The sequence below is a fragment of the Chryseobacterium sp. ERMR1:04 genome (assembly GCF_001297705.1).
Lineage (GTDB): Bacteria > Bacteroidota > Bacteroidia > Flavobacteriales > Weeksellaceae > Chryseobacterium.
Genome location: NZ_LIRF01000008.1, coordinates 573,458 through 593,606, shown reverse-complemented (window position 1 = coordinate 593,606; position 20,149 = coordinate 573,458). Strand labels below are relative to the sequence as shown.

Here is a 20,149-nt window from a genome sequence, read left to right as displayed (position 1 = left end):
ATATTTTTGTAATGAAAATTTATACATATGAAAAAAAGTTTATTAATCATTTCCATGTCTTTGGGAGTAAGTGCTTTTGCACAGGAAACTAAGAGTGATGTTCCAGCCGCTGATTCTACAAAATACTGGTCTATCAAGGGGCAAAATACGTTAATGCTTAATCAGTCTGCCTTTTCAAATTGGGTAGGCGGGGGCGCCAATAACGTCGGGTGGCTTGCCGGAGTTAACTACAATATGACTTACGAGAAAGGGAAAGATCTTTGGGAAAACATTGTTATTCTTGGCTACGGACAAAATAATACACAAGGTGTTGGAACAAGAAAAACGCAGGACGTTATTAACCTTTCTACGAATTACGGTAGAGAATTTAGGAAGAACTGGTATCTTTCTGGAGGTGCAAGTTTACAAACTCAGTTTGCGGGAGGTTATGCAGATGGAAACAATCCGGATGCTGCTAAAATATCCAATTTTATGGCTCCTGGATATGTTAACGTGGGTGTTGGGGTAACTTACCGTCCAAATGATAATTTTACGATGACCTTACGCCCTGCCAATGCAAGATGGACTTTTGTCTTGGATAAAGACCTACAATATGCAGGAAGCTACGGATTAAAGAATGATGGTGATAAATCATTATTTCAGTTTGGTTTCCTGGGAACAGCTATTTATAAAGTGAAGCTGATGGAGAATATTAACCTGACCAATACCGCTTCTGTATTCTCAAACTATATAGATCATCCGGACAGATTGGTTCTTGCGTATGGAGCGGTCTTAAATATGAAGATCAATAAATTTATCTCATCAAATATTACATTGGATGTATTGTATGATCATAACCAGATCAGAAGAACACAGCTAAAACAGACGTTAGGTCTTGGTTTTGCCTATAATTTTGAAAATGGTAAAAAGCGTTCTGATAAAAAAGATAATCAATCTTGGATGAAGAAATAATCCAATTTCTATAAAAAACAAAAAAAGCACTTCAATTTGAAGTGCTTTTCTATGTATCAATTTATTTTTAGAACTCTATGTCTACGTTTAGTTTCTCTGCCAAAAGTTTTGAAACTTTCTCTTTAAGAGGCTCAATATCGATATTCTGCATCGCATCATTAGCAAATGCGTACAACAATAAAGCCTGCGCTTCTTTTTTAGAAATACCTCTTGCCCTTAGATAAAATAATGCATCCTCATTCAATTGTCCAACCGTACAGCCGTGAGAACATTTCACATCATCTGCGAAAATCTCTAACTGAGGTTTTGTATCAATGGTAGCACCTTCACTTAATAAAACGTTGTTATTTTGTTGATAAGCATTCGTTTTCTGAGCGATTTTATCAACGAAAACTTTTCCGTTAAATACACCGTGTGCATTATCTTTGAAAATACCTTTATAATTCTGGTAACTTTCACAGTTGGGCGTCTTATGATGAACCGCCGTATGGTGGTCTACCAATTGGTCTTTCCCAATAATTGTGATTCCGTTCATGAATGAATTAATGTTTGATCCATTATGAATAAAATCGAGGTTATTTCTAACCAATTTACCTCCAAAAGTAAATGTGTTTACCGTTGTTAAACTGTCTTTTTCCTGTTTTGCGAAAGTGCTGTCTACAAGATAAGACGTATGATTATCGTTTTGAAGTTTATGCCAATCTGCTTTTGCATTGGGATACGTGAAAATCTCCGTTACCGAATTTGTTAATACAAATGTATCATCAAAATTATGGTGACTTTCAATAATTTCCACTTTTGCACCATCTTCTACGATCAACAAGTTTCTTGTGTTGTAGAAAGTGTTTTCTTCTTGATTTTGAGAAATATAGAAGATATGGATTGGTTTTTCAATCACTACATTTTTCGGAACTTTCAGAAAGAAACCATATTTGCAGTATGCAAGATTTAAATCTGTAAAAGCCGAATTTCCTTCAGCAATTGTATTAAAGTATTTATCAAAAACTTCTTTGTGGTTCTCGTCATTCAATGCGTAATTGAATGATAGGAACTCTACATTTTCGATAGAAACTTTAGATAATTCTTTATGAAGTTTACCGTTTACAAAAACAATCCAGTCAAAATTTTCTTCGCCTAAATGCAATTGGTCGAATTGCTCTTTAGTGATATTGTGACTTTCTTTCGGGAAAAAATTGTAGCTTTTTTCCGTGATTTCTTTGATGTTGGTATATTTATATTCTTCGTCTTTCTTGGTAGGAAAACCAATGCTTTCAAACTTTTGAATAGCAGATTTTCTATCTTCATCCAGAAATCTGTGACGAAGACTTTCCAAAAATTCACCGTGGTTGTCAATAATTTGATCGTATAAAGCCATTACTGCGATTTCGGCCATCACACCTTTTTTATATATTTGAATATTGTACTAATACTGCGGTTTTTCCGCTTTGTTTTTTAGTTAAAATTGATAAAATCTTAGCTAAAAACTATTTTCTTCTTAGTTAAGAAGCCAATCGTAACCTTTCTCTTCAAGCTCTAAAGCAAGAGATTTGTCTCCTGTTTTAATGATCTTTCCGTTCGCTAAAACGTGTACAAAGTCAGGTTGAATATAGTTAAGCAATCTTTGATAGTGAGTAATCAAAAGAACTGCATTACCTTCATTTTTGAATGTGTTTACTCCATCTGCAACAATTCTCAACGCATCAATGTCTAATCCTGAATCTGTCTCATCAAGAATAGCCAATTTTGGGTTAAGCATCATCATCTGGAAAATCTCATTTCTTTTCTTTTCACCTCCTGAAAAACCTTCATTTAATGATCTTGAAAGGAAATCTTTTTTAATTCCCAATTGCTCAGATTTTTCACGAATCATGGCTAACATCTCTTTTGCAGACATGTCTTCCAATCCGTTTGCTTTTCTTGTTTCGTTTAAAGCAGCTTTGATAAAGTTGGTTACAGAAACCCCAGGAATTTCCACAGGATATTGGAAAGAAAGGAAAATACCTTTGTGCGCTCTGTCTTCAGGAGCATCTTCAATGATATTCTCACCTTGAAAAAGAATTTCTCCGTCTGTAACTTCGTAATCTTCTTTTCCTGCAATTACAGAAGAAAGAGTAGATTTTCCGGCTCCGTTTGGTCCCATGATCGCATGAACTTCACCCGGTTTTATTTCGAGATTGATACCTTTTAAAATTTCTGCGCCATCTGCAATTTTGGCGTGCAAGTTTTTTATATTTAACATATGTTCAAGTTTATCGCAAGGTTAGACCAAGATTTTTTAATCTCCTTTGCTTTTTTAAGATAAACAAAGGCGCTAACGCTTATCAATGAAATACTATTTCTTTTTTATTTGTTTTTAAACATTAAGAAGTTATCAAATAAAACCTTAATGTTTATATATCTATCCTACAGAACCTTCTAAAGAAATTTCCAATAATTTCTGCGCTTCAATAGCGAATTCCATTGGTAATTTATTTAAAACTTCTTTACTGAAACCGTTAACGATCAAAGCAATTGCTCTTTCCGTATCAATACCTCTTTGGTTACAGTAGAAAATCTGATCTTCACCGATTTTTGAAGTTGTAGCTTCGTGTTCTAACTGAGCCGTAGGATCTTTAATTTCAATATAAGGGAAAGTATGTGCACCACATTCGTTACCCATTAGCAAAGAGTCACACTGAGAGAAGTTTCTTGCTCCTTTTGCAGAAGGCATTACTTTTACCAAACCTCTGTATGAATTCTGAGATTTTCCTGCAGAGATTCCTTTAGAAATAATCGTTGATCTGGTGTTTTTACCAATGTGAATCATCTTTGTTCCTGTATCTGCATATTGGTGGTTGTTGGTAACCGCAATAGAGTAGAATTCCCCGATTGAGTTATCACCTTTCAAGATACAAGACGGATATTTCCAAGTTACGGCAGAACCTGTTTCAACCTGAGTCCAAGAGATTTTTGCATTTCTTTCGCAAAGTCCTCTTTTCGTTACAAAATTGAAAACACCTCCTTTTCCTTCTTCATTTCCTGGATACCAGTTTTGAACAGTTGAATATTTAATTTCAGCACCATCCATTGCAATAAGTTCTACAACAGCAGCGTGAAGCTGGTTTTCGTCTCTTGATGGAGCTGTACAGCCCTCAAGATAAGATACGTAACTTCCTTCATCAGCAATAACAATCGTTCTTTCAAACTGACCTGTTCCTGCCTGATTGATACGGAAATACGTAGACAATTCCATTGGACATCTTACCCCTTTTGGAATATAGCAGAAACTTCCGTCAGAAAATACTGCGGAATTTAAGGCTGCATAAAAGTTATCTCCTCTAGGAACTACTTTACCAAGATATTTCTTAACAAGATCCGGGTGGTTTTTAATGGCTTCAGAAATAGAACAGAAAATAATTCCTTTTTCCATTAACGTGTCCTGAAAGGTCGTTTTTACAGAAACTGAATCTATTACAATATCTACAGCAACACCAGAAAGTCTTTTTTGTTCTTCAATATTGATTCCTAATTTGGCAAAAGTTGCCAATAATTCAGGATCTACTTCATCTAAACTTGCCAATTCAGCGTTTACTTTTGGAGCAGCGTAATATTTTATGGCTTGAAAATCTGGTTTTGTATATTTAATGTTTGCCCAATCTGGTTCAGTCATTTTCAGCCAAATTCTATAAGACTCCAAACGCCATTCTGTCATCCATTCCGGCTCTTCTTTTTTAGCAGAGATAGCACGAACGATATCTTCATTTAAACCAATTGGAAAATCTTCATAATCGATCTTTGTTTCCCAACCGAATTCATATTTTTTATTTTCTAAATCGACTCTTAAGTCGTCTTCAGTATATTTACTCATTTTAATAGATTTTAGAGGTTATATTTCAGATGTTAAAAATTTGCATGTGCGAACTTTTACGCTCTGGTTTCTAACTTCTAATTATAAAGAAAAACTCTCTCCACAACCACACGTTCTGGATGCATTAGGATTGTTGAAAACAAACCCCTTTCCGTTTAATCCTCCTGAATACTCAAGAATTGTTCCTGCCAGATAAAGGATAGACTTTTTTTCAACAACAATTTTAACGTCGTTGTCTTCAAAAATCTGATCTGTGTCTGCTTTTTGATTGTCGAATCCCAAAACATACTCTAAACCAGAACATCCTCCACTTTTTACCCCTACTCTTATATAATCTTCAGCAGGGTTGAAGCCATCCTCTGTCATAAGTTGGATTGCTTTTGCCTTTGCTTGGTCTGATACTTTTATCATTGTATTTATTTAGAATGATTTAATGCTGCAAAAATACGAACTAATTTCCGCAATCTCAAATTGAAGCTATCTATTTTAATGATTCCGATCTTATTATGTTGATTATTGATATGATTGTTAATGTTAAAAATGTATAAATTTTCTATCGCCAATCTGAAGATCTTGTTTTTGATTTAACTTTGAATAGGATTTTTTATCTATAAAAGAAATAATAATGAAAAAGAAACTCGTTGTTTTTTTAATGTTGCTTTTAGTAACAATGTCTTATGGACAGACCGTAAGATACATTTATGAAACTTCGGTGAATCCGGATTCTATTAATCTGGTAAGTCTGAAGAATGAGAAAACTTTTTTAGATATTAAAGGAAATCGTTCTTTATTCATTAGTGAAAACAAATTAATAAAAGATTCTTTATTCTCTGCATTTAAAATTGAAGAAAAGAAAGATATTAAAAAAGAAGAAAAAGATTTTTCGAAATTAGGTGTAAAAAAACATATTGAGCCTACTTTTTTTGAATATTATATAACTAAAGATATTCCGGAACAAAAAGTTTATTATTATGATAGAGTAGCCGGAAAACAAATTTACTATCAGGAAGACAGACCTGTAAAATGGGAGATCACCAATGTTACAGAGAAGCAGAACGGATATCCGTCCCAAAAAGCAGTTGCCAATTTTGGAGGAAGAGTTTGGACGGCGTGGTTCACTAAAGACATTCCTATTTCTGATGGACCATATAAACTTTCCGGATTACCCGGACTGATTGTGAAGCTAGAAGATGATAAAGGTGATTATAAATTTGATCTTATTAAGAAGATTACCGTGAAGAATGCGTTTGAAGAACCCGTTAGTTCTGATGTAAAGCAAAGCACAAGGGTGAATTTTAATGGAGATAAAGCAGCGCTGGAGTTGGAATTTGCAAAAAATAGAAGGTTAGGCAGTAAGGGAGAAGGTATGCAGGATTTTGGCGGCGGCGGTGGAAAACATGGCGGCGGAATGGGCGGAATGAGAGGCGGTAACCACTCAGGTGGTGGCGGAGGAATGTCTCACAGAGGAGGAATGGATGGTAATAATAGTCCATCAATGCCAAGTGGCAACACAGAAAATACTTCTTTTAAAAGCAGTATCAATCAAAACCCAATTGAATTAAAATAAAACGTATAATGAAAAAAATAGGCATTATTGCTTTAGCGTTGTTTATTCAGAATATCTATGCACAAGCTAATCGATTTGTGTATCAGGTGACTATGAAGCCAGACGCAGCAAATAAAAATGATATAAAAACTGAAAATGCATATCTGGATATTTCAGGAGAAAAATCACTTTTCTATTCTGAAAACAGATTAAAAAGAGATTCTATTATGCAGAAAAACTTCCAAAGCGGTGGTGCGAGAGGTTTTAACAGAGATCAAATGGAAGGCTTACGATCCAATATTAATTATTCCATAGAAAAAGATAAGACCAACCAGAAAACTTTCTTTAAAGATAGGATAGGGCGAGATATCTATTCTTACGAAGAAGATCGTCCTTTAAGTTGGAAAATTTTATCGGAGACGATGAAAATCGGAGAGTATAAAGTTCAAAAAGCAGAAACTGATTTTGCAGGAAGAAAATGGACGGCATGGTTTACAACAGACCTTCCTTACCAAGATGGACCGTATAAATTTACAGGACTTCCGGGTTTAATCGTAAAAGTAGAAGATGCTCAAGGAGACTATTCTTTTGACTTAATGAAAAACTATAAAATTGCCGATTTCCCGACGATGAATCAGTTTGGAAATACCATTAAAGTAAAAAGGTCTGATTATTTAAAACAACAGGAAAAGTATAAAAGTGATCCTATTTCATTCATGAGTCAACAAGGCGGAGGCTTTGCTCAGACAAGAATGGGTGGTGGTGGAGGAATTGCCTCACCAAGATCTGGCGGCGGCGGAGGTCGTGGCGGAAACCAAGATCCTGCGGAAATGAAAAAAAGAATGGAAGACAGAATGAAAGAGGAAGCTAAAAATAATAGCAATCCGATAGAATTGAAATAATTAAACAGAATAATTTTAGCATTAATTATACAATAGGCTGTCCTATGCGGGACAGCCTATTTTTTGCTTGTATCTCTTTATAAGAAGAGGAGTTTCATACAAAGGATTTTAGATTTTTGAAGAATGACGTTGTTACTTTGCTTTAACAGCTGTTGAAGTAAAATCTGTGAATACGCCATCTGCCCCAAGGTTGAAAAAATCTTTATATTCTAAAAGAGGATTGTTTTTATAATCTGCGAGCAATCTTTTGGGTTCATCTCTAAAAGTATAAACATGAACCAGCAATTTTCTGTCATGAGCTCTTTTAATAAGGTCTGTACTGGGAAGTTTGGTAAAATCTCTACTATCTATTTTTCCATCGCCATTTAAATCTACGATACTTCCATCGCTATTATTTTTAAAAGTATAAGGAATAATATAGGGTTTCCAAGGTCCTATAGCATTTGCATACGTTTTTATAAAGTCTAATCCTGCATTCGTAACCAAATCGTTATATGTCCGAGAGTCTCCTTTTACAACAAAATCGTAAGGTTTTCCGTTAGGTAATGTCATATCTAGGGTGCCATCTTTTTTTACATCATAGGCATCCAATAGCTGTACAAGTTTTACAGTAGATTTAGAATGGATGTATTGTAGATTAGATACCTCAAAAGATTCTACAAAAACTGATGCATTGCTAGAATTCCATCCGGCAAGGCTTAGTTCTTTTAAGAGCTCATCGGATATTTTCAAATTTCTGTCTTCGTGAAAAGTAGGATGTTTTGTTTCGGCATAGAAGCCAACTGCTCTTCCATTTTTTTTGGCTTTTATTAAGGCTATGATTTCCTGTATAGTAGGAATGTCATATAGTTCATTATAGCTTTGATCCCTTTCCGGTAAAGCTTGTGTTGCCTTTAATTCTTTTATTTCTGCTAATGTAAAATCGCAGGCAAACCAATCTTCTACCATAAATCCGTCTAGATTTTTCGTTGTTTTTTTAGAGGCAAATTTTGATATTTTCGAAACATTGGTTGTTCCGGAAAGCATTGGTTCATGACGAGCAATAAGATGCCCGTCTTTTGTCATCACAAGATCTGTTTCAATGAAGTCTGCACCATCTTCTATAGCTTTAGCGTAGGCTTCAAGAGTATGCTCTGGCAGAACTCCTGAAGCTCCTCTGTGTGCTATTATCAATGGTACTTTACCAGAAAGAGTGGGATAATTTGTGACTGAAAAGTCTTGATTATCATTACATGAGAATAGGAATAACGGGACTGTTATTAATAAAAGTTTTTTCATACATTGAGTTTAGACCTCAAATGTAACTTCTATATGTTACAGGAAATTTAATTTAATATTAATTTTAAATATTTCTGGAAATACTTATTTAAGTAATTGGTTGAAAGTATCACCTTGTCTGATATCTCCGGTATTATAGCCTTTCATAAACCATTCTTTACGCTGTGCAGATGAACCGTGGGTAAAGCTTTCCTGGTTTACATATCCCTGAGATCTTTTCTGAATATTATCATCTCCAACAGCTTGTGCAGCTTCAATAGCAGACTCAATATCACCGGGTTCTAAAATATGCTCTCTGGAATCTGTTTTTTTTGCCCAAACTCCGGCATAGAAATCAGCCTGTAATTCGGTTGCGACAGAAACTCTGTTCATTTCTGCTTCAGAATATCTTCCACTTCTTCTAAGCGCATCCACTTTTTGGGTAGTTCCTAAAAGAGTTTGTACATGGTGTCCTACTTCATGAGCCAATACATAAGCAATGGTAAATTCAGTCACTTTTGCACCAAATTTATCCTGTAGTTCATTAAAAAAGCTCATATCCATATAAACTTTCTGGTCAGCCGGACAATAAAACGGGCCCATTGCAGATTGTGCTGTTCCGCATCCTGACTGAGTCGTTTGTGAAAAAAGAACAATTTTAGGTGGGGTATAACTCATGCTATTTTCTTTGAAAATCTGGTCCCATGTAAGGATATTCCATTTTCCCATCATATCTACCATTTCTCCGATTTTCTTATCGTTGGCTGATAATTCTCTCTGTTCGGTCTGGGGTTGGGATGAAGACATACTGCCAGAACTTAATATACTGGAAGGATCTCCTCCCAGAAAGAAGATGATAGCAGCAATAATTAAAGTTCCCAATCCGCCACCTACAATGGCACCTCCGCTGCTGCCACCGCTTCCGCGACGGTCTTCAACGTTTCCACCTCTATCGTCTGTCCATTTCATAGTTTGTAATTTTATGTATAAAGTTAAAAATATAAAATTAATAGTAACAGTAAAAAATTACCTGCTGAATGATCAGGTAAAATATACTTTTTAATTAACGATTCAAGTTGTTATTTTTTATCCAGTAAGAAGTAGACTGATAGGCCGAAATTGTTTCGTCAACCAGTTTTTGATTATGATCTTTTATAATATTTTCATCATAATAAATATTGAATTGAGGAGATAACTGACTTGGTTTTTGTTTTAAAGAATATTGTCTTATCATTCTCACAGGAGAAATAACCGTTAAATGATCATCTTTTACAAACCCAAGATCCTGATACGTTGCAATATAAGCTTTAGGCTGAAATTCTTTTTTGAAAACGTCCTGACCTAAAAATTTAGATTGATAATTAAAGTTCAACAATCCAAAAACAGTAGGCATCACATCTATTTGAGACATCACCTGATCAAATTTTTGAGGTTGAATAAATCCGTCAGAATACACCAAAGCAGGAATTTTATATTTATCCATTGGCAATTCTGTATCTCCTGCACTGGAAGCACAATGATCGGCAATAATCACGAAGACTGTATTTTTATACCAATCTTGTTTTTTAGCCATATCAAAAAACAGTTTAAGAGAGTAATCTGTATATTTTACGCCACCTTCACGAGATTTTGCATTTCCGGGAATATCAACTCTTCCATCAGGATACGTGAAAGGTCTGTGGTTAGAAACCGTCATCCAATGGTTGAAAAATGGCTTTCCAGATTTTGCTTCAGCATTCATTACCTGAATTGCTTTTCTCGCCATATCTTCATCAGCAACCCCCCAAACATTTGCGAAAGATATTTCTTCGGGTTTGAAGTTGTTTCTATCAACAATTCCGTATCCGTTTCCGGCAAAGAAATCCTGCATATTATCAAAATAGCTGTATCCGCCGTATAAAAACTTCACATCATAGCCTTTAGATTTGAAAACACTTCCGGTGGTGAATTTATTCTTATTATTTTCTCTTTTAATAATACTTTCTCCTGCTGTTGGCGGAATACAAAGCGTCAATGCTTCCAAGCCACGAACTGTTCTGTTTCCGGTTGCATAAAGATTCGTAAACATGATAGAATGATTGGCAAGACTATCCAGGAAAGGCGTTAATTTTTGGGTATTTCCATAATGCTCCATAAACTCTGCCGATAAACTTTCAATCGAAATCAACACAACGTTTTTCTTTAATTCAGGTTGATCTGATGTAATATTTCGGGTAAGCTTAGGTTCAGAAAACTGACTTAAAAAATTATTTTCCGCCAGCTTTTGATCTATTTTAGGATAGAACTGAAAATAATCAAGTTCGTTATGCGTAAATGCCCAATAGAATTTAGGCAATCCATTCGCTTCAATTTCTTCTGCGAAGACATTCGGCGAGGTTATTTTCGTAGTAAAACTTAATCCTAATAAACTTACTCCAGCCAATACAATGAACGATCCCAATAGAATGAACTTCTGTTTCAGGTTGGGAAGGTCTAAAAGTTCGTTTTTAGTTCTTCTGAAAATCATCCAGGTAATCGTAAGCGATACCGCAGATATGGCTAGGAATAGAGGAATAACAGGATAACTTTCCATGATATTTCCAATCACTTCATTGGTATAAATAAGGTAATCTACAGCAATGAAATTATAACGCAAACCAAATTCATTATAGAAGAAATACTCACTTACTGCATTAAAAATAATAACGGTGGTATATAAAAATACAACGATGAAATAGAGTGTATTCCTGATTTTTATCCTTTGGGCAGGGAAGAATAACATCGCTGCAAAGAAAAGCGTCTTTAGTCCTATAAAAGCAAGGGCAACCTCTGCAATAGAACCTCCGTATTGTTTAAAAATATTATTTGGAATAACCAATATATAGAGGAAAAACAAAACGAATATTCCTAATATGATCTGTCCGTAAGGTTTTTTGTATTTCGTATTTGATAAAAACAAAAAATAGAGCGCCAGAAAAATACTGGCTAAAACGAAAACAAAAATATCGTTAATAATCCCAATGGATAAAACTTTTAGTACTTCAAAAAAGCCAAAGCTCGCCGTGGTTATAGGGTGAAATAAAAACACGATTCTTACTATTAAAGAAATAATAAGATAAAAAGCTCCTAAATATAGGAAGGGTTTTATTTTTTGTGAGAACATTAGGTATGAATTAAGTTTTCACAAAGATAGTTTTTGTTCAGAATCAATTTATAAAAAAAGTAAAAACATCTTGTGGAATAGGTTTTTTACAAGCTAATTTTCATAAGAAAAGTTAGATTTATAGAGAAACCTGGAAAATAAAAAAAGGACTATAAGCAATAGTCCTTTTGTATGAGTTGATAATGAATCTCAATTTATGAGTGTCCGAAACCGATATTTCCGGTTTTCTCAGAAAGATTCTTTTTGAAATCTATCATTCTTAATGCTGTAACGGCTGCTTCCACTCCTTTGTTTCCAAGATCACCACCGCTTCTAGCGATAGACTGGTCTTTGGTATCATCTGTTAATACACAGAAAATCGTTGGAGTATCGGTTAAGATATTACAGTCTTTAATTCCCTGAGCTACTGCTGAGCAAACGAAATCGAAGTGAGGTGTTTCTCCACGGATCACGCAACCTATGGCAATTACCGCGTCGTATTTCCTCTCTTTGCAAAGCTGCATGCTTGCATAGCTAAGCTCAAATGCTCCCGGAACAGGGAAGAGCTTTATATTTTCAGCTTTTACGCCTTCTTTTTCAAGGATTTCCAAAGCTGCATCACGAAGATTGTATGTTACAAAATCATTCCACTCAGAAAAAACAATGCCGATAGAAAAATCTTCGGCATTAGTTATATGAAGTGGCTTGTAATCGGATAGATTAACTGTTGCCATTTTTTAGTAATATTTAGTCATTTCAATATAAGAATCAGACATTCCGTTGTCATAGTCCTGATATTTTTCGTCAATTGCAGAAAAATATTTTTTAGCCTCTGCGTTTTTCTTTAATCCTAATGCTAAGATCCCTGCTTTTCTTGTGAAATAGTAAGTAGTATAAGGATCAGAAGATGCAGAAGATGCTTTGTCTAATAATGATAAAGCTTCATCATTTTTGTTAAGACCTGATTTTGCATCTGCCATTGCACCAAACTTCATTGCTACCAATGTTTTGTTGTCAGATGAAAATTGATCTAAAAGATCATAAGCTTCCTGGAACTTTCCTTCTTTGAATTTTAATAAACCAGCGTTATATCCTGCAAGTTTACCAACGTTAGTAGAAGAATAGTCGTTATAAGTACCTACAAAACCTGGGTTTGCAGCAGATTTACCACCTAAAGCTTCTTTATCTTTTCCTTCCATAAGATTTTTCTGAGCAGAAAGGAAAGTTTTCATAGCTTCCGCATTCTGAGGAGCTACAATAAATTGCTTATAAGCGAAAAACCCTAGAACACCTAAAATAAGTGCGCCAAAAACAATACCTAGAGGCTTTGAATATTTTTCAAGAAATCTTTCAGTGTTTAAAGCCTCTCTATCAAGGTCTTTAAAAAACTCTACTGTTTCTTTACCTTCTTGCTCGTTTTGAGCATTCTTTGCAAGTTTTGCCATAAATTCTTAAAAATTGAATTGCAAATTTAATTGTTTCTGAATGATTTACAAAATACTTTAAGGGTATTATTAATAAAACTATAGTAAAGCTTTAGATAAATCATTTAAACGCCCAAAATTTGCCGGTGTTTACATTGAAAAAGAGGCAGTATGATTGTAAAGCATCTTTTATTTATAATTTTTAATATTCTAAAATATGATAGATCTCGGAGTTGAATTTTTTTAATTTTTCATCACCGTTTAATCCCGTAAGACCAATAAGGAAACTGAACTGACTAACGATTGCTCCTTGCTTTTCTACTAATTTTGCCGCAGCTTCTGTAGTTCCGCCTGTTGCCAATAGATCGTCATGAATTAAAACTCTTTGTCCTTTTTTTATCTGTCCTTCGCGGGTTTCGATTACTGCACTTCCATATTCCAGGTCATATTTTTCTGAAATGATGGGTGGAGGAAGTTTCCCTGCTTTTCTGATTAAGATAAACGGAACTTCTAATGCCACTGCAATCGCAATTCCGAATAAATAGCCTCGGCTTTCAATTCCGCAGACTGCATCTACTTTTCCTTTACTGAAAGCTACCAGATCTTTAATTACCTCTTCGTAAAGTTTTGGGTCTAAGAAAATAGGAGAGATGTCTTTAAACTGAATTCCGGGAATCGGAAAATCGGCAATATTCTCAATTGTATCTTCTAGTTTTTTGATGAGTTCTTTTGAAGCCATTTATGGGTTTATTTTATAGCTGGAAATTTTCCAGTCTCCGTTTACATTTTTAAGTCCGAAAGTTACTTTTAAAGCAGTTGTTTTTCCACTTTTATCAGTAACATCGTAAGTTGCATTTACGCTTGCATTATTCGGGTTTGTTGCGTTGGATGTAATATTCTTAACGCTTACATTTTTCACTGATCCAAATCCTGAAGTTGGGTTAGAGAAAGACTCATAGCTTCCCCAGTTTGGATTGTTTGAAGATTCAAATGCTGCTTTTAAATTTTGTGAACTTACGTTATTTAAAAATTTAGTTACTGTATTTTTAGGATCTGCAACGGGCTGCTTTGGAGTTGCAGGAGCTGTAGTTGCTGATGCAGGATCTGTTGGAGCCGTTGGAATGGTAGCTGAAGGGTTGTTAGGATCAATTACTGCAGGATCTGTAGTTACTGCTGTAGAATCTACTTTTGGTGGTGCAGGAACTTTCAATGCAGATGGATTCACATCTAACCCGATTTTAGACATTTTGAATGTTTTTGCAGTAGTCTTTACAGAAACGGTGATGTCAATTTTATTATCAACTACTTTTGAAGCAAGAAGTGATGAGAATTTCAAGTTGAATCCTTTGAAATTATTATCCTGCATCAGGTTTTTAGCAGTAGAAAGTCTTACTCCATTACTGAATACTTCTAAGGTCGCTTCTAAACCAGCTCCTGTAAATGAAACAGGATTTCCTGCATTATCTACCAATCTTGGAATGATCTGAATAGCCGTTGAGCCATTTCCGTCATCTGCTGAAGGTCTTGTTATGATGCTTAATGAGTTTGCTTTAACATCATTAGGATCACTTTCTTTTGCTTTATCATCTCCAAAGATATTCATTTCTCCTAATGAAGGTGGGGCAGTACTTGCCCATTCGATACCGTTTTTCTGTGCAACCTGATCTGCCAGCGATAGAATTTCAGGAACTTTTTTCCCGTTAATAAGCTGGCCAAGAGCTTTCAATTCATTTACATCGCCATCAGCTTCTACTCCAAATGTTTTAAGAATATAAAGAGCCTCATTAAATTTTATCTGTTTAATGGTTGGAAGACTAGAAGTCATATCATTGATACTAGACTGTAAAGTTCTTGTACTGGTAGCATCTACATGATCTTTTTTACATGCTGTAAAAAGCAATAGACTGAAAACTAGTAGAAAAGAAAACTTTTTCATTTTTGATTGTTTGCTACAAATTTAATAAAACCTTTAGGAATAGGCATTTTTTATTTTTTATTTTGTTGTTCTTTTAAATCATCTTTAAAGAATGAGCTGAAAACGCTCTGCATATTCGGAAAAGATGGGCTTTCCCAGTACTTTGTTTGATAATTGCTGTTTTTTGTGCTGAATTTCACTTTTTCAATATCATTGTCATTGCTGAAGTTTAATTCTGTAGGGTAGAAGTTGGTGTAAAGAATTAATTGATTGTATTGAGGTTCGCTTTTATGTTTAAGCTTTAAAAAATTGATCTCGTTAAATTCTAATAAATCGCGCAATGTTTTTTTACTTCCTTTTTCATAGGAAAGATTTAAAATACTTTTGATATCAAAGAATCGATATCCGAACAAGGCAAATTCTTTTTTCTGTAGCGCTTCACCTGTAATTTCAAGTTGATCTTTTTGCTCACCTTTCAATTCTTTGATGGTAGATTTTTTACTTTTATATTCTAGAATATTTCCTATTTCTTTCATATCCGGAACTTCCAGATTTGAATCGTAATCCCAATTTGCCGTTTGCTTTTTTTCAAACTTGGCATCTTCAAGTTTGTAGACTCTGAACTGTTCAACATTTGTACTTTTCAGTTTCTTGGTTTTATTATCAAAAATATAAGTAACAATTCCATCGGTATAACAATTCAGTTTGTTGTTGACGGTTACGTAAGAATTAAAATTTCCTTTCACAAAAATATATTTTGCAGGCTTATTATTTTTAATAACTACGGCTTCAATATCTTTTACTCTGTCATTGAGTTTTATGACGTCTTGAGTAAAATCTGAATAGGAGAGTGTGGCCACCGAAAAATTATCATATATAATTTGAAATTTTTCCTGAGCTGGGTCTATCAACTTTTTATCAATTTTTCCATCAATATCAGAATAGGCCAGGATGCTTCCGTCTTTTCCGAAAACTGAAACTTTGGGAAGAGGCTTATTGGTTTTTCCGGAAATGAAAGTGATGGATTGTGCATTGATCAATTGAAATGCAAAAACAAATAGCATGTAAAACAGATAACTTTTTTTCATAATGATTTTTTTAGAAGTTGTGTAATCAGTCTAAAATTGAAACAATTTTAAAAAAGCTGCCTGAAATGGTGAATTCATTCCATAAAAAAAGACTGATTAATTAATAATCAGTCTTTTAAAGTTTTATTTTGTTACAAGTCCTTAGAAAGGATACTCATAAATTTCAGATTCATGTAAGAAAGGGTTACCTGTAGGAATCAATTTAAGTTTAGCTAATGCAGACATTACCGTAAAAATAAACAATCCAACTACGAATAAAACAGCCCCTAAGATCAATAAGAATACTTCTGGAGTGTTCCAGTAAGGTCCTACCGTTCCCGGCATTACCATGTTGAAGTAATCTAACAAGTGACCTAAAATAACCACGATAGCCATTACTGTAACTACTTTGTAGTTTCTCTTAATGCTGCTACTTACTAATACCAATAATGGTAATAAGAAGTTGATGATCAACATTGGTAAGAAAGTAATACCATAGTGTTGGAATCTTCCGAAGAAGTAGTTAACCTCTTCCGGTACGTTTGCATACCAATAAAGCATAAACTGTGCGAACCATGTGTACGTCCAAAGCATACTTGTAGCGAAAAGGAATACTCCTAAATCATGCAAGTGATTGTCATTGAACTGTGGTAAGAAACCATTTTTCTTAAGATAAACACTTAATAAAATGATAACAGCAATACCACTTGATAGGCAGCTAACCATTGAATACCAGATGTACATTGTAGAATACCAGTGAGGGTCAATAGACATCAACCAGTCCCAAGCCCAAGCTGCAGAAGCAAACCCGAAGAATGCGATATATCCTACTGCCCATCTGTAAAGGAATTGATACTCTACTAAAGATTTTGTATCATCTACTTTTTTAGACTGTGCTTTCAATTTCCATGCGAAGAATGATGCTCCGATAACGTAGATCAACGTTCTGATTGCATAGAAAGGAATATTTAAGAATCTTTTCTTTTCGTATAAGATCACATCAAAATGTGCAGAGTTTGGATCTGTTAAATCCGGATCCATCCAGTGGAATAGGTGACCTTGGTGTAAAATATTCAATATCATGATTATTACCAAGATTGCACCACCGTAAGGGATGTAAGAAGCGATAGCTTCCATTACTCTTGTGATAATAATTGGCCATCCTGCGTGAGCAGCATGCTGAATACAATAGAAAAATAATACCGCGCAGCTCACTCCAAAGAAAAATACAGCTACAAAGTGTATTGATGCTAAAGGCTGATTGTGAATCTGTAGTTCCGCATGTTCCAAGTGAGAAGCGTGATCCTGAGGACCGATCATTTCACTTGAATGTGTAGGAGCAGTATGACCAGAAGCATGAACAGCTTCCATCATTTGTTCTATTCTTTCTGTGCTAATTCCTTTATTCAAGAAAAAACCAATACCAAATAGAACTAAACCTACAACAAGAAGTATTATAGAAGTTGATTTTAATTTTGGTGAAAAACTATACATTTCTTTTCTTATTTTTTAGTTGCGGTAGTAGTTTCTGTTGTAGCTGCAGCTGGTGTAGCTGTAGCCGCTGCGGGTGCCGCTGCTCCTTTTTTGAAGGCGCTCATCACATACATTGCAACTCTCCATCTGTCTCCAGCGTTTAGTTGTCCTGCATAAGAACCCATTGCATTTCTACCGTTTGTTAATACATAATGAACAGATCCTACCGTAATTTCTCTATCAGCATAGTTTGGTACACCAGAGAAAGCACCGCTTTGTACAATTGGTCCTTGTCCATCACCTCCTGTTCCGTGACATGCAGCACAAGTATGATCAAAAAGTATTTTTCCTCTTTCAATATCCTTAGCAGCATTTGCCGGATTTAAAGGAGAAGCATTTAGCTTTTTAGATGCATCATATCCTGCGTTATATTGATCTGCATTTTTTGGAAGTAAACCTTCTTCAAAAACACCGTCACTATTTTGAGCCACTGACCCTTCTACGGGACCAAGACCTGTTGCAAAACTATTTTTAACAAACGCTGGAATTTCATTCTCATGATCTGAATACGCATCTTGAGCTTTCATCAATGGATCATAAGCTACAGGAAAGTACATATCCGGGAAATAAACCAACGGTGCGTTTTCTTTCGGTCCGCAAGAATTAAGTAAAACTGTAGTTAAACCTAAAATTGCTGTAATTTTTAATACATTCTTTTTCATTTTAAGCGTCTTTAACAGTTATTTCTTCAACTCCAGTCTCAATAAGCAACTGCTTTACAGATTCTACATCTTCAGTTACAAATTCCATAAGGAATTTATCATCTGTTGTTCTAGGATCCGGGTTTTGTGCAGGAGCTCCAGGATACATTTTGTTTCTTACTAAGAAAGTTAATGACATCATGTGAGCGGCACAGAAAACCATAAGCTCAAACATTGGTACTACGAATGCAGGCATGTTGTGCGCCCAGTCAAAAGCAGGTTTACCACCAATATTTTGAGGCCAGTCATGGTTCATTACGTACCAAGTAACTGTTGCACCAATAGAAAGTCCGTAAAGAGCGTAGATAAATGCAGCATCAGAAATTCTCGTTTTCTTCAACCCTAAAGCCTTATCTAGTCCGTGAACCGGGAATGGAGTATAAACTTCGTTTATCGCAATTCCTTTATCGTTGAATGCCTTAACGCCGTTCATTAGATCGTCGTCATCAGCATAAAGTCCGTATACAATTTTAGTGGTGCTCATCTCCTTCTTTTGCTTTATAAGTTTCACCTGAGATTTTCAAAATCGATTTTAATTCTGCCTGTGCAATTACAGGGAATGTTCTTGCGTATAATAAGAATAATACAGAGAAGAATCCGATTGTTCCTAAGTATACACCTACATCAATAATCGTTGGCTTAAACATTGTCCAAGATCCAGGTAAGTAGTCTCTAGAAAGGTTGATAACAATAATATCAAAACGTTCGAACCACATACCGATGTTAATGATTAATGCAATAATAAATGTTGCAATAATATTTGTTCTTACTCTCTTGAACCAGAATAATGCAGGGATAATTAAGTTACAAGTAATCAATGCCCAGAAAGCCCACCAGTAAGGACCGGTTGCTGCACCTGGAGAAAGATAAGTAAAGTCTTCAAATCTTGATCCTGAATACCATCCGATAAAATATTCTGTTCCGTAAGCTACAGTTACCATACCACCTGTTAAGATGATTACGATGTTCATAATTTCGATATGATACATTGTAATATAGTCTTCTAGGTGACAAACTTTTCTAGCGATCAACAATAGTGTTTGTACCATTGCAAATCCTGAGAAGATTGCTCCGGCAACGAAGTAAGGAGGATAGATCGTAGAGTGCCATCCTTTAATAACCGAAGTTGCGAAGTCAAAAGATACGGTAGTGTGTACTGAGAATACAAGTGGAGTTGCTAAACCTGCAAGAACCAAAGATAGTTCTTCGAATCTCTGCCAGTGTTTTGCTTTACCACCCCAACCGAATGCTAGGAATGTATAAATTTTCTTTGTCCAAGGAGTTTTTGCTCTATCTCTGATCATCGCAAAGTCAGGGATTAATCCCATGAACCAGAATACGGTTGATACTGAGAAATACGTAGAGATCGCAAATACGTCCCAAAGTAGAGGAGAGTTGAAGTTCCCCCAAAGAGAACCAAACTGGTTAGGTAAAGGGAAAACCCAGTATCCTACCCAAACTCTACCCATGTGGATAACAGGGAAGATTGCCGCCTGAACAACCGCGAAGATAGTCATCGCCTCAGCTGAACGGTTTACAGACATTCTCCAACGCTGTCTAAATAATAATAATACTGCGGAGATAAGTGTTCCGGCGTGACCGATACCTACCCACCATACGAAGTTGGTAATATCCCAACCCCAGTTAATAGTTCTGTTAAGCCCCCATGCTCCAATACCTGTTCCGATAGTATAAGCGATACAGCCGAATCCGTAGATGAATAGAACTAAGGCTGCATATAGTGATACCCACCATAATTTTCCTGCTCTTTCTTCGATAGGTCGTGCGATATCTTCTGTAATATCGTGATAAGTTTTGTGACCAATAATTAGAGGTTCCCTTATCGGAGCTTCGTAATGTCCTGACATTTTTTACCTATTTATTA

Annotated in this window: 19 protein-coding genes; 3 read left to right on the top strand and 16 right to left on the bottom strand. The window is 35.2% G+C overall.

The window, feature by feature from the left end; translation table 11 throughout:
• Positions 1–27: 27 nt before the first annotated feature.
• Entirely contained in the window at positions 28–951 is a 924-nt protein-coding gene (locus AMQ68_RS19885) for a DUF3078 domain-containing protein (RefSeq protein WP_054512337.1), read from the top strand.
• 67 nt (positions 952–1,018) lie between these two features.
• Here AMQ68_RS19885 and sufD read toward each other — a convergent pair whose 3' ends face one another.
• From sufD to AMQ68_RS19865, 4 genes are all read right to left on the bottom strand, one after another.
• On the bottom strand, positions 1,019–2,326 hold the full coding sequence (gene sufD / locus AMQ68_RS19880; protein ID WP_071254933.1) for a Fe-S cluster assembly protein SufD: 1,308 nt from the start codon (positions 2,324–2,326) through the stop codon (positions 1,019–1,021).
• 120 nt (positions 2,327–2,446) lie between these two features.
• Complete coding sequence (gene sufC, locus AMQ68_RS19875) at positions 2,447–3,190, bottom strand: Fe-S cluster assembly ATPase SufC (protein ID WP_054512336.1); 744 nt, start codon at positions 3,188–3,190, stop codon at positions 2,447–2,449.
• A 159-nt stretch (positions 3,191–3,349) separates the two neighbouring features.
• Entirely contained in the window at positions 3,350–4,798 is a 1,449-nt protein-coding gene (sufB, locus tag AMQ68_RS19870) for a Fe-S cluster assembly protein SufB (RefSeq protein WP_054512335.1), read from the bottom strand.
• An 81-nt stretch (positions 4,799–4,879) separates the two neighbouring features.
• Positions 4,880–5,209 carry an iron-sulfur cluster assembly accessory protein gene (locus AMQ68_RS19865; RefSeq protein ID WP_054512334.1) on the bottom strand — a complete coding sequence of 110 codons (330 nt, stop codon included), beginning with the start codon at positions 5,207–5,209 and terminating at the stop codon, positions 4,880–4,882.
• Positions 5,210–5,423: 214 nt separating this feature from the next.
• Between AMQ68_RS19865 and AMQ68_RS19860 the strand changes: the two genes are divergently transcribed.
• Positions 5,424–6,365 (top strand): GLPGLI family protein, encoded by a 942-nt coding sequence (locus AMQ68_RS19860; protein WP_054512333.1) that lies wholly within the window; start codon positions 5,424–5,426, stop codon positions 6,363–6,365.
• Positions 6,366–6,373: 8 nt separating this feature from the next.
• Positions 6,374–7,246, top strand: a complete 873-nt coding sequence (locus AMQ68_RS19855) for a GLPGLI family protein (RefSeq protein ID WP_054512332.1) — start codon at positions 6,374–6,376, stop codon at positions 7,244–7,246.
• Positions 7,247–7,378: 132 nt separating this feature from the next.
• On the opposite strand, the gene AMQ68_RS19850 is transcribed toward AMQ68_RS19855, so the two are convergent.
• The 12 genes from AMQ68_RS19850 to nrfD all read right to left on the bottom strand — a co-directional run bounded on the left by AMQ68_RS19850 (position 7,379) and on the right by nrfD (position 20,132).
• Positions 7,379–8,524, bottom strand: a complete 1,146-nt coding sequence (locus tag AMQ68_RS19850) for a glycerophosphodiester phosphodiesterase (protein ID WP_054512331.1) — start codon at positions 8,522–8,524, stop codon at positions 7,379–7,381.
• Positions 8,525–8,608: 84 nt separating this feature from the next.
• On the bottom strand, positions 8,609–9,472 hold the full coding sequence (locus AMQ68_RS19845) for a neutral zinc metallopeptidase (protein WP_054512330.1): 864 nt from the start codon (positions 9,470–9,472) through the stop codon (positions 8,609–8,611).
• A gap of 94 nt (positions 9,473–9,566) precedes the next feature.
• Positions 9,567–11,645, bottom strand: coding sequence for an LTA synthase family protein (locus AMQ68_RS19840; protein ID WP_054512329.1), 2,079 nt, complete (start codon positions 11,643–11,645; stop codon positions 9,567–9,569).
• Between the two features lie 194 nt (positions 11,646–11,839).
• Positions 11,840–12,358, bottom strand: coding sequence for a 6,7-dimethyl-8-ribityllumazine synthase (gene ribH / locus AMQ68_RS19835; protein WP_054512328.1), 519 nt, complete (start codon positions 12,356–12,358; stop codon positions 11,840–11,842).
• 3 nt (positions 12,359–12,361) lie between these two features.
• A complete protein-coding gene (locus tag AMQ68_RS19830; protein WP_054512327.1) occupies positions 12,362–13,069 on the bottom strand; it encodes a hypothetical protein in 708 nt (235 codons plus the stop codon).
• Between the two features lie 181 nt (positions 13,070–13,250).
• Complete coding sequence (locus AMQ68_RS19825; protein ID WP_054512326.1) at positions 13,251–13,787, bottom strand: adenine phosphoribosyltransferase; 537 nt, start codon at positions 13,785–13,787, stop codon at positions 13,251–13,253.
• The gene (locus AMQ68_RS19820; RefSeq protein WP_054512325.1) at positions 13,788–14,984 is read right to left on the bottom strand and encodes an NTF2-like N-terminal transpeptidase; all 1,197 of its coding nucleotides are present in this window, start codon (positions 14,982–14,984) and stop codon (positions 13,788–13,790) included.
• A gap of 50 nt (positions 14,985–15,034) precedes the next feature.
• Positions 15,035–16,051 carry a hypothetical protein gene (locus tag AMQ68_RS19815; protein ID WP_054512324.1) on the bottom strand — a complete coding sequence of 339 codons (1,017 nt, stop codon included), beginning with the start codon at positions 16,049–16,051 and terminating at the stop codon, positions 15,035–15,037.
• Between the two features lie 141 nt (positions 16,052–16,192).
• Positions 16,193–17,524, bottom strand: a complete 1,332-nt coding sequence (locus tag AMQ68_RS19810) for a hypothetical protein (protein ID WP_054512323.1) — start codon at positions 17,522–17,524, stop codon at positions 16,193–16,195.
• 8 nt (positions 17,525–17,532) lie between these two features.
• Positions 17,533–18,225, bottom strand: a complete 693-nt coding sequence (locus AMQ68_RS19805; RefSeq protein WP_054512322.1) for a cytochrome c — start codon at positions 18,223–18,225, stop codon at positions 17,533–17,535.
• A gap of 1 nt (position 18,226) precedes the next feature.
• On the bottom strand, positions 18,227–18,748 hold the full coding sequence (locus AMQ68_RS19800) for a DUF3341 domain-containing protein (protein ID WP_054512321.1): 522 nt from the start codon (positions 18,746–18,748) through the stop codon (positions 18,227–18,229).
• Complete coding sequence (nrfD, locus tag AMQ68_RS19795; RefSeq protein ID WP_054512320.1) at positions 18,735–20,132, bottom strand: NrfD/PsrC family molybdoenzyme membrane anchor subunit; 1,398 nt, start codon at positions 20,130–20,132, stop codon at positions 18,735–18,737. The genes AMQ68_RS19800 and nrfD overlap by 14 nt, the downstream gene beginning before the upstream one ends.
• Positions 20,133–20,149: the final 17 nt, after the last annotated feature.

Coding starts and splice junctions, on each gene's coding strand:
- AMQ68_RS19885 (WP_054512337.1), top strand. CDS start 28: ATGAAAAAAAGTTTATTAATCATTTCCATGTCTTTGGGAGTAAGTGCT.
- sufD (WP_071254933.1), bottom strand. CDS start 2,326: ATGGCTTTATACGATCAAATTATTGACAACCACGGTGAATTTTTGGAA.
- sufC (WP_054512336.1), bottom strand. CDS start 3,190: ATGTTAAATATAAAAAACTTGCACGCCAAAATTGCAGATGGCGCAGAA.
- sufB (WP_054512335.1), bottom strand. CDS start 4,798: ATGAGTAAATATACTGAAGACGACTTAAGAGTCGATTTAGAAAATAAA.
- AMQ68_RS19865 (WP_054512334.1), bottom strand. CDS start 5,209: ATGATAAAAGTATCAGACCAAGCAAAGGCAAAAGCAATCCAACTTATG.
- AMQ68_RS19860 (WP_054512333.1), top strand. CDS start 5,424: ATGAAAAAGAAACTCGTTGTTTTTTTAATGTTGCTTTTAGTAACAATG.
- AMQ68_RS19855 (WP_054512332.1), top strand. CDS start 6,374: ATGAAAAAAATAGGCATTATTGCTTTAGCGTTGTTTATTCAGAATATC.
- AMQ68_RS19850 (WP_054512331.1), bottom strand. CDS start 8,524: ATGAAAAAACTTTTATTAATAACAGTCCCGTTATTCCTATTCTCATGT.
- AMQ68_RS19845 (WP_054512330.1), bottom strand. CDS start 9,472: ATGAAATGGACAGACGATAGAGGTGGAAACGTTGAAGACCGTCGCGGA.
- AMQ68_RS19840 (WP_054512329.1), bottom strand. CDS start 11,645: ATGTTCTCACAAAAAATAAAACCCTTCCTATATTTAGGAGCTTTTTAT.
- ribH (WP_054512328.1), bottom strand. CDS start 12,358: ATGGCAACAGTTAATCTATCCGATTACAAGCCACTTCATATAACTAAT.
- AMQ68_RS19830 (WP_054512327.1), bottom strand. CDS start 13,069: ATGGCAAAACTTGCAAAGAATGCTCAAAACGAGCAAGAAGGTAAAGAA.
- AMQ68_RS19825 (WP_054512326.1), bottom strand. CDS start 13,787: ATGGCTTCAAAAGAACTCATCAAAAAACTAGAAGATACAATTGAGAAT.
- AMQ68_RS19820 (WP_054512325.1), bottom strand. CDS start 14,984: ATGAAAAAGTTTTCTTTTCTACTAGTTTTCAGTCTATTGCTTTTTACA.
- AMQ68_RS19815 (WP_054512324.1), bottom strand. CDS start 16,051: ATGAAAAAAAGTTATCTGTTTTACATGCTATTTGTTTTTGCATTTCAA.
- AMQ68_RS19810 (WP_054512323.1), bottom strand. CDS start 17,524: ATGTATAGTTTTTCACCAAAATTAAAATCAACTTCTATAATACTTCTT.
- AMQ68_RS19805 (WP_054512322.1), bottom strand. CDS start 18,225: ATGAAAAAGAATGTATTAAAAATTACAGCAATTTTAGGTTTAACTACA.
- AMQ68_RS19800 (WP_054512321.1), bottom strand. CDS start 18,748: ATGAGCACCACTAAAATTGTATACGGACTTTATGCTGATGACGACGAT.
- nrfD (WP_054512320.1), bottom strand. CDS start 20,132: ATGTCAGGACATTACGAAGCTCCGATAAGGGAACCTCTAATTATTGGT.